We start from the raw sequence: 13,076 nt of genomic DNA on the forward strand, positions 1-13,076 counted from the left end.
TTGCCGCGTGGATATCGGGTGCAAGGGCAAGAACCGTCTGGACGAGGCGGGTGCGAATCCGCTTAAGCTTCCTGCCTGATTGAAAGGACGAAGCAGATGGCGGAAGCGGCACCGGGCGCAGGCAACGAGAAGATCGCGGAAACGCCGCAGTTCGTGCATCTGCGCGTGCATTCGGCGTTCTCGCTGCTCGAGGGCGCCTTGCCGATCAAGAAGATCATCGGCAAGGCGGTGTCCGACCAGCAGCCGGCCATCGCCATCACCGACACGAACAACCTGTTCGCCGCGCTCGAGTTTTCGCAGAAGGCGGTCGGCGACGGGATCCAGCCGCTGATCGGCTGCCAGCTGTCGATCGACATGGAAGACGAAGGCGAGGGGGAGCGGCGCGGCTCGCAGGCGCAGCTCGTCAAGCTGCCGTCGATCGTGCTTTTGGCGGCGACCGATGCCGGTTATATCCGCCTGGTGGAGCTTGTCAGCCGCGCCTATCTCGGCGGCGAGAGCGGCCAGTCGGTTCGCATCGCGAGGAGCTGGCTGGAAGACGGCACGGAGGGGCTGATCGCGCTGACCGGTGCGCTCGGCGGGCCCGTCGACATGGCGTATCTCGCCGGCCAGCCGGCCGTCGCCAAGGCGCGGCTCAAGGCGCTGAAGGCGGCCTTCGGCGACCGCCTCTATATCGAATTGCAGCGCCACGGCCGTTACGACCGGCAGCACGAGCGGCGCATGGTCGAACTCGCCTATGCCGAAGATTTGCCGTTGGTCGCGACCAACGAGCCCTTCTTCCCCGCGCCGGACGATTACGATGCGCACGATGCGCTGATGGCGGTCGCGCACAACGCCATGGTGTCGGATGATAACCGTTTCCGCCTGTCGCCCGATCACTACCTCAAGAGCCGCAAGGATATGGCGGCGCTGTTTGCCGATCTGCCGGAGGCCCTGGAGAACACGGTTGAGATCGCGCAGCGCTGCTCCTTCGTTCTCAAGACGCGCAGCCCCATCCTGCCGCGCTTCACCGGCGCCACGGATGATCCGGAAGAGGCCGAACGGGCCGAATCGGCGGAGTTGCGCCGGCAATCGGTGGAAGGTCTTGAGAACCGCATGGCCCTTCTGGGGCTGTCGCCGGGTTACACCGAGCAGGATTACCGCGAGCGGCTGGATTTTGAACTCAGCGTTATCGAGCGCATGAAATTTCCCGGCTACTTCCTCATCGTTGCCGACTTCATCAAATGGGCCAAGCAGCACAATATTCCCGTCGGGCCGGGCCGTGGTTCGGGCGCGGGCTCGCTTGTTGCCTATGCGCTCACCATCACCGACGTCGATCCGCTGCGTTTCTCGCTGCTCTTCGAACGCTTCCTCAATCCGGAACGCGTCTCGATGCCCGACTTCGACATCGACTTCTGCCAGGACCGCCGCGAAGAGGTGATCCGCTACGTGCAGCAGAAATACGGCCGCGAGCAGGTGGCACAGATCATCACCTTCGGATCGCTGCAGGCACGCGCCGCGCTGCGCGACGTCGGCCGCGTGCTGGAAATGCCCTATGGACAGGTCGACAAGATCTGCAAGCTCGTGCCGAACAACCCGGCCAACCCGACGCCGCTCTACAAGGCGATCGAGGAGGAGCCCAAGCTGCAGGAAGAGGCGGAGAAGGAGCCGGTCGTCGCGCGCCTGCTCGACATCGCCCAGAAGATCGAGGGCCTCTACCGGCACGCCTCCACGCACGCCGCCGGCATCGTGATCGGCGACCGGCCGCTGTCGCAGCTCGTCCCGATGTACCGAGATCCGCGTTCCGACATGCCCGTCACCCAGTTCAACATGAAGTGGGTGGAGCAGGCCGGCCTCGTGAAGTTCGACTTCCTCGGCCTGAAGACGCTCACCGTCCTGAAAACCGCTGTCGACTTCATTCGCAAGCGCGGCATCGAGGTCAAGCTCGAAAGCCTGCCGCTCGACGACCAGCTCACCTACGAAATGCTCTCGCGCGGCGAAACGGTCGGCGTGTTCCAGGTGGAAAGTGCCGGCATGCGCAAGGCGCTGATCGGCATGCGGCCCGACTGCATCGAGGACATCATCGCGCTCGTCGCGCTCTATCGTCCGGGGCCGATGGAAAACATCCCGGTCTACAATGCGCGCAAGCACGGCGAAGAGGAGATCGAGTCGATCCACCCGATGATCGACCACCTGCTCAAGGAGACCCAGGGCGTTATCGTCTACCAAGAGCAGGTGATGCAGATCGCCCAGGTGCTCTCGGGCTATTCGCTCGGCGAAGCCGACCTGCTGCGCCGCGCCATGGGCAAGAAGATCAAGGAGGAGATGGACAAGCAGCGCGCCCGTTTCGTCGAGGGCGCGGTCAGGAACGGCGTGTCCAAGCCGCAGTCCGACTTGATCTTCGACCTGCTTGCCAAGTTCGCCAATTACGGCTTCAACAAGTCCCACGCCGCGGCCTACGCCATCGTCTCCTACCAAACGGCCTATCTGAAGGCGCATTACCCGGTCGAGTTCCTCGCCGCGTCGATGACCTACGATATGTCCAACACCGACAAGCTGAACGACTTCCGGCAGGATGCCGGGCGTCTCGGCATCGCGGTCATTCCGCCGTCGGTCCAGACGTCCTTTGCGCATTTCGAAACGGGCGAGAACCGCATCTATTATGCGCTCGCCGCCATCAAGGGTGTCGGCGAGGCGGCGGTGCAGCACATCGTCGAGGTGCGCGGCACGACGCCGTTCAAGAGCCTGGAGGATTTCTGCACCCGCATCGATCCGAAATTCGTCAACCGCCGAGTCTTCGAAAGCCTCATCATTGCCGGCGCCTTCGATTGCTTCGGCCATGACCGGGCGGCGATGATCGCCGGCCTGGACCGGCTGCTCGGCGCAGCCCAGCGCGCCCAGGAGAACAAGACGAGCGGGCAGGGCGACATTTTCGGCATGGGGGCCGCGACGGGACCCGAGGTCATCACGCTGCCGGCCTACACGCCGTGGCTTGCCTCGGAAAAGCTGCACCGCGAGTTCCAGGTGCTCGGCTTCTATCTTTCGGCCCACCCGCTCGATACCTATGCACCCATCCTGTCGAAGATGCGCGTACAGACCTACGGCGACTTCTCCGTCGCGGTAAAGCGCGGCGCGACGGCCGGCCGCCTGGCCGGCACCGTCACCTCCAAGCAGGAGCGCAAGACGCGCACCGGCAACAAGATGGGCATCGTCGCCTTCTCGGATTCCTCCGGCCAGTTCGAGGCCGTGCTGTTTTCCGAAATGCTGAACCAGTACCGCGACCTGCTGGAGCCCGGCAAATCGCTGGTCATGACGGTCCAGGCGGAGGAGCGGCCGGAAGGCATCGGCCTGCGCATCCAGACGCTGCGCTCGCTGGAGGAGGAAGCGTTGCAGACGCAGAAGGCGCTGCGCGTCTATGTGCGCGATTCCGGTCCGCTACGGTCCATCGCCGCCCATCTCAACACCAAGGGAGACGGCCTCGTGTCCTTCATCGTCATCAAGGACAACGGCCAGCGCGAAATCGAGGTCGAACTCAATGAGCGCTTCCGCATCTCCCCCGAAATCGCAGCCGCCCTGCGCTCGGCGCCGGGCGTGCTTGATGTCGAGTTGGTCTAGGCGGTCGCGTTGCGCTGCCGCCCGGACCGTCCAAAAAGACGGTTTGCGGTCTTGATCTTCAGGGCGTCGTTTGCCAATTCCTGACCTGTAACCATCAACAGGGAACCGGAGGAAACGGATGCGATTGCGCGCTGCCCTTGTGTACTGCCTCTTCGCCGTCCTCAGCCTTCCGTCTATTGCCATGGCAGAACGCGAGACGATCACCATCGAAAAGCAGGCCGCACCGGCCGATGATGCGCAACTGCGCCAGCGCGTCGCGCTGATGCGCAGCCGCGTCGACGACGAGAACGTGCAGTTCAGCGGCACCGACGCGGTGGAAGAGCTGAAGGTCTTGCGTGCCTATGTCGGCAAGCGGCAGGATTTGATCGACGAACGCCGCGACATCCTGTCGATGATCGGTCTCGTCACGAGCCGCTCTTCTGTCGTTCCGTTTGAAGATGGAATTGATGCCTTGGCGGAGCTCATGACACTGGCGGACAGCGACAGCCGACCGCTAAAGCGCCAGCTTCAAGACCGCTATCTCTATGCCGAACTGCTCGGTGGTTACGCGAAGATCCCCGGCAACAGCGCCAGCCACGCACTGTCCGCCGAGCAATATGGCAAGGCGGCACTGATCGCCGACCGTTACGACGGCTACAGCGACGACCAGCGTGCCGGTGTGCGCCAGAAGCAGGCCTACCAGCTGCACGAGGCGAAGCTCTACGAGCAGGCCTACACGCTCAATCTCGATGTGCTCGCCCGCGGCGAGAAGATATACGGCAAAAGCCACCCCAACCTCACGACCGTGCTGACCAATCTCGCGCAGAACCTGCACGCGATGGGCCGCAAGCAGGAGGCGGAGCCGTATCTGGAACGTGTGCTGGCCATCGCCGAGGCGGATAACGACCTCGATACGGTGCAGGACCTGCTGTTCCAGCGCGGCGTGCTCGCCTACGAATTAGGGCGGAAGGAGGACGCCAAGGCCTTCATGCTGACCCGGATCGAGCGTCTGCGCGCGGCCGGCGACAAGGCCCAGCTGGCGACGGCGCAGGAGGATTACGACGAGCTGCTGCGCCGCCTTGGCGAGTGAAACACGCAAAGCAAAAGGCCACCCGCCGGATGCCGGGTGGCCCTGGTTAACATCGCTGCCGAACGTCAGTCGATGACCGTCACCGATGACTTTTTCTTTTTCGATTTCCTGCTGCCCTGTGTGACGGACGCGTCGGCCTTCTGCACCTTGCGCGTGATGGTGATGAAGTCGGTCCCGTCGCCGGTTTCTGGGCCAAGCCCCGTGTCGGAAATGGACAGCGACGCGCCTTCGCCCATCAGACCGGAAATGCGGTTGCGCATGTCCTCGGGGATATCCAGCCGGTCCAGCGTGCGGGCGATTGCGTCCGGCGCGCTCGCGTCCGCCTCGGTGGTGATTCCGAGCCGCTTCAGGGCCGATCGCGGCAGCTGGTTGTCCATGCTAACGCCGTACCATTCGGCCGTGCCCTTGTCGGCATCGACGGCGCGCGCGAGCAGGAAATGCGTGCCCAGTGCCACCTCCGGCTGGCGGATGGTGATCGCTTCCTCAACGAGCGGCTTGAACTTCTGCCGCACGAGGATCTGGCCGTTCGGCGGTGCACCCTTGCCGGCTTTGGCATAGACGGCGGCAACGAGCGCAGGCGTCGCCATGCCGTCCTCCTTCAATCCCTCCGCCAGCTGGAAGGCGCGGATGGCCGTGATCGTCTGCTTGCCGTGGCGGCCGTCCGGTACGCCGGCGTCGTAACCCAGCGTGTTGAGCAGCGCCTGCAGGTCGAGCAGCGCTTCGCGCTCGCCGCGGCGGGTGATCAGGATGCGGATCGGGTCCTGCTCGGTCTTGACGACGACGGGCTCGACCGCCGACGGCTTGGGCTCGGTCATCGCGACCTCGACGCTCTTGTCGCCGGCCTCGATCAGCGCGGGCCGCAGGCCGGCATCGGAAAGCAGGGGCGTATCCGGCACGACGATGGAAGGCTTGAAGAGCGCGGCATGAACCACGCGTTGCGGCGCGACGTCCCGGTCGGAGATCAGGACATGCCCGCCACGACGGGTGGCGGAAAACAGCGTCTTGGCGAAATCGTTGGGCAGGCGCACGCAGCCGTGCGAAGCCGGGTAGGAGGGCACGCTGTTGGAGGCGTGCAGCGCGATTCCCGACCAGGTCAGCCGCTGCATGAAGGGCATCGGCGCGCTATCATAGATGTTGGAGAAGTGCGTGCGCTTCTTTTCGAGAATGGAGAAGATGCCCGTCGGTGTCGAGTGGCCGGCCTTGCCGGTGGAAACGCGCGAGGTCGCCACGACCACGCCGCCATCGTAGATCTTCAATTCCTGGAGATCCTTGGACACCACGATCTGGAGCGGCCCTTCGAGCGTGCCGCCAAGGGCGCTCGTACAACTCAGCATCAGTCCTAGAATGCTCATGCCAGCGGCAAGACGAAACTTCATGTAACCCACCCGTACGCAATACAAACCGGGGATAATCCTAGTGCATCCGGTTTAAGGAACACTTGATGCACCGTTCCGATGTCCCCTGCCGTGCCATCCCGATACAGAGGAAAACGCCGGTTTGCCGGGATTTATTCGCTCGGGTCGTCGAATTTCCCCACGGCCTTCAGGCTCACTTTTCCGTGAGTTCGCTCGGGGCCGGAGCGGCCGAACGTGTAGCCGGTCTCCACGCTTGCCTTGCCGAACTTGTCGCGCAGCGTGTTCATCGCTGCTTCGGCCGCGGCGCGGCGGCTGGCGGCGGGATCGACCAGGTCGGGCGGGTCGGCGCGGCCGGAATCCGTGAGGTCGCTGACGCCGATGCCGATGAGCCGGTACTTCGTGCCGTCGGCTTCCTTGCGCAGAAGCTCCATGCCGGTGCGGAAGATCCGGTCGGCCAGCATGGTGGGGTCCTCGAGCTTGCGGTTGCGCGTCCGGCTCTTGAAATCGGCACTCTTGAGCTTGAGCACCACCGTATGGCCGGCGATCTGCGACTTGCGCAGGCGGCTCGCGACCTTTTCGCTCAACTGGCGAAGATGGGCGACAAGATCGTCATAGCGCCAGATATCGTCGAAGAAGGTGGTTTCCGCCGATACGCTCTTGGCCGCTTCATTGGCGTGGACCTCGCGGTCGTCCTGCCCGCGGGAGAGGTTGAAGAGGCGCTTGCCCATGATGCCGTAGCGCCGCATCAGGTCCGTCTCCTCCATGGTCTGGAGCTGGCCGACGGTGCGGATGCCGTCGCTCTCCAGGGTCTGCGCGAAGGCCTTTCCGACACCCCAGATGACGCGAACCGGCTTGTCCTTGAGGAAGGCGAGCGCCTCCGCCTCGCCGATGACGGAAAAGCCGCGCGGCTTGTTGAGATCGGAGGCGACCTTGGCGAGGAACTTGCAATAGGACAGGCCGATGGAGATGGTGATGCCCACCTCCTTCTCGACCCGCTGCGCGAAGCGGGCGAGCACGCGGGCCGGGGTATCGTGATGCAGCCGCTCGGTGCCTTTCAGCTCCAGGAAGGCCTCGTCGATCGACAGCGGCTGCACCAGCGGCGTCAGTTCCTGCATCATGGTGCGTATCTGCCGGCCGACACGCGCATACTTCTCCATGTCGGGCCGGATCACCACCGCGTCGGGGCAGGCTTCCAGCGCCTTGAACATCGGCATGGCCGAGCGCACGCCATGGATGCGCGCGACATAACAGGCGGTCGACACCACGCCGCGCTTGCCGCCACCGATGATGACGGGCCTGTCCGCCAGTTCGGGATTGTCACGTTTCTCGATCGCCGCATAGAAGGCGTCGCAGTCGATATGGGCCAGCGTCAGGTCGTCGAGTTCGGGGTGGTAAATAAGGCGCGGGCTGCCGCAGGCACGACAGCGGCGCAGGTCGGCCGCCTGCCCGGAGAGGCAGTCGCGGCAGAAACCCGGAAATCGCGTGGCAGCGGAGCGCATGTCAGGAACAAAAGTTGAACATCGCGACATTACCGCGTAAGTTCATGAGTCTCAAGACGGGCTGTCGCCTGACGTCGCGCAGTGCACAGGCACGGCGGGTGTCGTCGCCGGTCAAAAATCGATGTCGCCGTGCGGTCCCGACAAGACGGCATGGGCCGCCACGACGGTTTCCGGCTGCGTGCCGGTTGCCGCGCAGAAGTCGAGAAGGGTGGGCTCATGCGCCATCAGGAAATCGACGAGGCCGGCGCGAAAGCCGGGATCGTCCATCGCATGGCGCACGTCCGATGGCAGGACGCCCGTCAGCGAAAGGAAACGGGAAAGCAGTTCCGGCTCACCGGCAAGCCAGCCGAGGATGGCGATGGCGGTCGATTCGGAGCTCTCTACCGCCGCTGTCTCTTTCTGGCTCTTCATCGTTTTTCCTCGGGAAATTTACCTTTTAATCAACCAAGTGCCGCTAATGTGAATGTCGTCCGGCTGGCTGAATTCGGCTCCGCCGCAACTTATCTATCTGTCGGAAGCTTGCAAGGCCGGTCAGAGGAACAGGGACGCACGATGCCCAAACAGGTCATGATTGTCGAGGATAACGAGCTGAATATGAAGCTCTTCCGGGACCTTATCGAGGCGTCCGGTTATGCGACCATTCAGACCCGCAACGGCATGGAAGCCCTCGAACTGGCGCGCAAGCACCGCCCGGACCTGATCCTGATGGACATCCAGCTTCCGGAAGTGTCTGGACTTGAAGTCACCAAATGGCTGAAAGAGGATGACGAGCTTCACGTCATTCCCGTCATCGCCGTCACCGCATTCGCGATGAAGGGTGACGAGGAGCGCATTCGCCAGGGCGGTTGCGAGGCCTATGTCTCCAAGCCCATTTCCGTGCCGAAGTTCATCGAAACCATCAAGACCTATCTCGGCGACGCCTGAGCGAGGGGCCGCAGAATGACCGCACGCATCCTCGTCGTCGACGACATCCCGGCAAACGTGAAGCTGCTCGAAGCGCGGCTTCTTGCGGAGTATTTCGATGTCCTGACGGCCGAGAACGGTTACGACGCGCTGTCGATCTGCGAGCGTACCCAGGTCGATCTGATCCTTCTCGACATCATGATGCCGGGCATCGACGGTTTCGAGGTCTGCGAGCGGCTGAAGGCCAATCCGCGGACCGCGCATATTCCCGTCGTCATGGTCACGGCGCTCGACCAGCCGTCCGACCGCGTGCGCGGCCTGAAGGCCGGCGCCGACGATTTCCTGACCAAGCCGGTCAACGACCTGCAGCTCATGTCGCGCGTCAAGAGCCTCGTTCGCCTCAAGATGCTGACGGACGAACTGCGTCTGCGCGCAGCCACCGCCCGCGCCATCTCGCTGGAGGACGGGCTGGACACCGGCCTGGGCGACGAGCCCGGCGACATCCTGCTCGTCGACGGGCGCGGCAGTTCGCAGGACCGCATCGCGCGCGCCTTGAAGCCGATTGCCGAGGTCACCTGCATGTCCGATCCGCAGGCGGCGGTGTTCCAGGCCGCGGAGAGCAATTTCGAACTCGTCATCGTCAACGCCAATTTCGAGGATTACGATCCTCTTCGCCTCTGCTCGCAGCTGCGGTCGCTCGAGCGCACGCGCTTCCTGCCGATCCTGCTGATCGCCGAGCAGGGCGATGACGACCTGATCGTGCGCGCGCTCGATCTGGGCGTGACGGATTATATCATGCGGCCGATCGATCCCAACGAGCTGATCGCCCGCAGCCTCACGCAGATCCGCCGCAAGCGTTGCAACGACCGCCTGCGCGCCAGCGTGCGCCAGACGATCGAGCTTGCCGTCACCGACGGGCTGACAGGTTTGCACAACCGTCGTTATCTCGACAACCACCTCAAGCTTCTGATCGACCGTGCCACCGCACGGGGCAGGGCGCTCTCCGTGTGCATTACCGACATCGATCGCTTCAAGCTCGTCAATGACACCTATGGCCATGACGCCGGGGATGTCGTGCTCAGGGAATTTGCAAGCCGCGTCCGTTCGGCCGTGCGCGGCGCCGATCTCGCCTGCCGCTATGGCGGGGAGGAATTCGTGCTGGTCATGCCCGACACGACACCGGACATGGCGGCCGGCGTTGCAGAACGCCTGCGCGCGATCGTCGAGTCCGAGCCGTTCCGCATCCCGGGCACGGATGTTGCTCTTTCCGTGACGGCATCGCTCGGCATTGCCGCCATGCTGCCAGGTGGTGACACCCCGGATGCGCTGCTGAAACGTGCCGACAACGCGCTCTATGAAGCCAAGCGTTCCGGCCGCAATCGGGTCGTGGCAGCGGCGGCCTGAACGGCACTGCGACCTTTGTCCACAGCCATCTCGGCGCTGCCGGCCGGATAGACTTTTTATACCGGCTGCCAAAATTAAGAAGCCGGCTCACGACCCGGGAACGTATTGCGCAAGCGTCTTCCGCTGTAGTGAAATCTGGCTATAGCGCCGTGGTTTCATTTTGCCGAAATTTATCAATATCTTGTCGATTGTGCAATCAGGCCGTGCATGCGGCTTCTGATGTGTTCGGCTTTTGTCCTCTTCACCACTTGGTTGCAACGGCGTCGCAAACTGTCTCGTTTTCGTGACAGAAAATCGGACGGCGATTAACTATGAGACAACGCACGGGTGGTGGAGCGTTAAGAATTCGTTGATTTTTTTTCGTTTCCGGGCGATGCTCAACTCGTGGACGGGATATGATCCCGTACAACCGGTTACCCCATGATGCTAGGTCCGCCGCATCTCCTGGGTCGTGGGGTCGGTCGGTCAGTAACGACAACTACGGAATCCTCGTGCCGTCGTCGTGCCTGACCGACCCCCAATTCCGCGCCGCTCTCCGCAAGGAGGGCGGCGTTTTCGATTCGGCTTACGTAAAGAATGCCGGAATTTCCGCAAAAGAAAAAGGCGCCGGGCGTTTCCGCCCCGCGCCTTTGCGAACCACTCAGGGTCCCAAGATTACTTGATCTTGGTTTCCTTGAATTCGACGTGCTTCTTGGCGATTGGGTCGTACTTCGTCTTGGACATCTTGTCCGTCATCGTACGGCTGTTCTTCTTGGTTACGTAGAAGAAACCGGTGTCGGCCGTCGACAGCAGCTTGATCTTGATGGTGGTAGCCTTGGCCATGGTCGTCCTGCCTTTATGAAAAACGAAGCCGCGGACAGCCAGTCTGCTCCACGGCTTTAAATCTGCGCGGAAACTACAAATAGCGCCCGAAAAGTCAACCCTGTTTCGGCCGGAAAACCATCCGACCAAGAGAAAGTATGAGGTAAAGGCCGAAGAAGGCGACGATCGCCCAGGCAAAACCGTCATTGCCGGAGACGTCCATGGCCCCGCCGATGGCCTGCGGGCCCACCACCGTGCCGACCGCATAACAGAAGATGAAGGCCGCATTGGCCGCCGCAAGGTCCGCGCCGACGAGTCGCGAGCCGAGATGGCTGAGCCCGACCGTATAGAGCCCGGCAACGCAGCCACCCCAGACGAACAGCACGACGGCCATCAGAATCCAGTTCTGCGAGACCAGGGGCAGAGACAGCGCGCCGATCAGGCCGATGACGGCCATGATCGTCAGCAGGCCCCGGCGGTCGCGCATGCGGTCGGAAACCATGCCGAGGGGGATCTGGAACGCCATGTTGCCGATGCCCATGACGGTGAGGAGAAGGGCCGCCTGCGGCTCGCTGAAGCCCGCGCGGGTGGCGTAGATCGGGAAGAGGGACAGTCCGCCCACCTCGACCGCGCCGAACACGAAGACCGCCGCCGTCGCCGTCGGTACCAGCAGCACATAGCGCATGAAGTGCGCTTCCGGCTTCTCGGTGATGATGGGGCTCTCGCGCCGTGCGATGAAGATCGGCACGGCGGCGAGGAGGATGATCATGGCGCCGACCGCAAACGGCAGAACGCCCTGGCTGCCGAGCAGCGAGAAGAGCAGCGGGCCGGCTGCGAAGCCAAGCGACAGCACCGTCGCATAGATGCCCAGGACCAGCCCGCGGCGGCGCGGCGGTGCTGCGGCGTTGATCCAGAATTCGGAGAGGATGAACAGGGTGGTGATCGCCCCGTGGAAGACGAGGCGCAGCGGAAACCACAGCCAGAAGTTCTCGATATAGTAGAAGCCCAGCCCGCTGATGGCCGCCAGCACGATGGCGAGCAACATCGTCGTCGAGGTGCCCAGCCCGTGCGCGAGCCGCGTGGTGAAGGGGGCGGCCACCATCGCAGCGACGCCTGCCATGGCGGAATTGATGCCGATAAGGGTCGGCGAGATCCCGCGCTTCTCCATGATGATCGACAGCAGCGGAAGCCCAAGCCCGATGGCAAGTCCCACGGCGGAGATCGCGGCGACGGCTGCAATGAGAGAACGCCAGTGAATGTGTTCCACCGGGCCGGATGTGCCGGATTGCGGCTGCGTCATATGCGGTCTGTCCTCAAAGCAGGTCCCGAAGGAAGCGTCCGTGCCGCGTGTGATACAAGGGCACGGCTCTTCCAAACGGCAGAGATTTGTCTTCCTGAAGGCTTTTTTGAAGCTCTTCAAGGATCAAGACGGTTATGTCGGGCATCTCAACGCATGTCTGATCAGAAATATTGACCCAACGCAGGTCCTCCAGCTCGTGACTGGCCGTCGCCGCCGCAGGATCGACACCGGCTTCATCGGTAAAAAGCGTGAAGAAGCGCGTATCGTAGCGGCGCACCATGCCGGCAGGCGTGATCGCGCGCGCAAGGAAGCGCAGCCGTGACAGATCGGGCAGGAAGGGCAGGGCATGGCCTGTGGGAGCGGCGAGCGGCGTGCCGACGCTGATGCCCGTCTCCTCGTAGAGTTCCCGGATGGCCGCGACGGCCAGCGCCCGCAGCCGCGAATCGGAACAGCGCGCGCCGGCGCGAATCGCCAGCCTCTCGCAGGCGAGGGCATGCAGCGGGCTGGCGATGGGCAAAAGCCGGTCGTTGGCATCGCGCCGGCCGCCGGGGAAGACATAGACATCCGGCATGAAGACATGCCGGCTGCTGCGCCGTCCCACGAGGACGCGAATGTTTCCGCCCGTCCGGTCGAGAAGCAGGATCGAGGCGGCGTCGACGGGCCGGATGGCCGTCATGCCACGCTGTCGCCGCGCGCCGGCGCTTCCGCGTCATCGGCGGGTTTGTCACCGAAGCCGTGCATCTTGAGCGCCCATTGCAGGCCGATCGTACCGCCCTTGACGGGCTGGAGCAGGGCAATCGCCATGATGATGGTGATGGGCACCCAGATCATGAGATGCTGCCACGTGTTCAGGGGCAGGATCAGGTCTGTCGCCATGTAGCCGCCGAGGACGATATGGCCGACGATGGTGATCACGATATAGGGCGGCAGGTCGTCGGAACGCTGAGGGGTGAAATCCTGGCCGCAGGCCGCGCAGTGATCGGCAGGCTTGACGAAGGCGCGGAACAGGCGGCCGGTGCCGCAGGCCGGGCAGCGGTTGAGCACGCCGCGACGGATGGAACGCCACACGGGCCGGTCGTTCGGAACGGGCTGTCCGCTCTCCCCGAAATGCTGAGTCGTCTCGCCGGTCTCGTTGGCTTGCATGTCACCTGTCC

The 13,076-nt window shown here is 63.5% G+C and carries 11 protein-coding genes; 4 read left to right on the forward strand and 7 right to left on the reverse strand.

Going from position 1 to position 13,076, the window contains the following annotated elements; all coding sequences use genetic code 11:
• Positions 1-96: 96 nt before the first annotated feature.
• Complete coding sequence (gene dnaE / locus K6301_RS05540; RefSeq protein ID WP_247219795.1) at positions 97-3,591, forward strand: DNA polymerase III subunit alpha; 3,495 nt, start codon at positions 97-99, stop codon at positions 3,589-3,591.
• Positions 3,592-3,715: 124 nt separating this feature from the next.
• A complete protein-coding gene (locus tag K6301_RS05545) occupies positions 3,716-4,660 on the forward strand; it encodes a tetratricopeptide repeat protein (RefSeq protein WP_247219797.1) in 945 nt (314 codons plus the stop codon).
• A 65-nt stretch (positions 4,661-4,725) separates the two neighbouring features.
• On the opposite strand, the gene K6301_RS05550 is transcribed toward K6301_RS05545, so the two are convergent.
• The 3 genes from K6301_RS05550 to K6301_RS05560 all read right to left on the reverse strand — a co-directional run bounded on the left by K6301_RS05550 (position 4,726) and on the right by K6301_RS05560 (position 7,925).
• Complete coding sequence (locus K6301_RS05550; RefSeq protein ID WP_247219799.1) at positions 4,726-6,036, reverse strand: L,D-transpeptidase family protein; 1,311 nt, start codon at positions 6,034-6,036, stop codon at positions 4,726-4,728.
• Positions 6,037-6,167: 131 nt separating this feature from the next.
• Positions 6,168-7,514, reverse strand: a complete 1,347-nt coding sequence (locus K6301_RS05555) for a DNA polymerase IV (protein ID WP_484594000.1) — start codon at positions 7,512-7,514, stop codon at positions 6,168-6,170.
• A gap of 111 nt (positions 7,515-7,625) precedes the next feature.
• Positions 7,626-7,925, reverse strand: a complete 300-nt coding sequence (locus tag K6301_RS05560) for a DUF3572 domain-containing protein (RefSeq protein ID WP_247219803.1) — start codon at positions 7,923-7,925, stop codon at positions 7,626-7,628.
• Between the two features lie 141 nt (positions 7,926-8,066).
• Between K6301_RS05560 and K6301_RS05565 the strand changes: the two genes are divergently transcribed.
• Together K6301_RS05565 and K6301_RS05570 are read left to right on the forward strand one after the other, a co-directional pair.
• Positions 8,067-8,438, forward strand: a complete 372-nt coding sequence (locus K6301_RS05565; protein WP_003537642.1) for a response regulator — start codon at positions 8,067-8,069, stop codon at positions 8,436-8,438.
• Between the two features lie 15 nt (positions 8,439-8,453).
• Complete coding sequence (locus K6301_RS05570) at positions 8,454-9,821, forward strand: PleD family two-component system response regulator (protein ID WP_247219805.1); 1,368 nt, start codon at positions 8,454-8,456, stop codon at positions 9,819-9,821.
• A gap of 654 nt (positions 9,822-10,475) precedes the next feature.
• Here the strand turns inward: K6301_RS05570 and rpmG are convergent.
• From rpmG to K6301_RS05590, 4 genes are all read right to left on the reverse strand, one after another.
• Positions 10,476-10,643 carry a 50S ribosomal protein L33 gene (gene rpmG, locus K6301_RS05575; RefSeq protein ID WP_134650720.1) on the reverse strand — a complete coding sequence of 56 codons (168 nt, stop codon included), beginning with the start codon at positions 10,641-10,643 and terminating at the stop codon, positions 10,476-10,478.
• 94 nt (positions 10,644-10,737) lie between these two features.
• Entirely contained in the window at positions 10,738-11,922 is a 1,185-nt protein-coding gene (locus K6301_RS05580; protein WP_247219807.1) for an MFS transporter, read from the reverse strand.
• 13 nt (positions 11,923-11,935) lie between these two features.
• On the reverse strand, positions 11,936-12,598 hold the full coding sequence (locus K6301_RS05585) for an NUDIX hydrolase (protein ID WP_247219809.1): 663 nt from the start codon (positions 12,596-12,598) through the stop codon (positions 11,936-11,938).
• Positions 12,595-13,065: a DUF983 domain-containing protein gene (locus K6301_RS05590; RefSeq protein ID WP_247219811.1), complete on the reverse strand. Its 471-nt coding sequence runs from the start codon at positions 13,063-13,065 to the stop codon at positions 12,595-12,597. Before K6301_RS05590 ends, K6301_RS05585 begins: the two co-directional genes overlap by 4 nt.
• Positions 13,066-13,076 lie beyond the last annotated feature (11 nt).

Origin of the sequence: Shinella oryzae (assembly GCF_023038235.1) — a bacterium.
GTDB lineage: Bacteria > Pseudomonadota > Alphaproteobacteria > Rhizobiales > Rhizobiaceae > Shinella > Shinella sumterensis.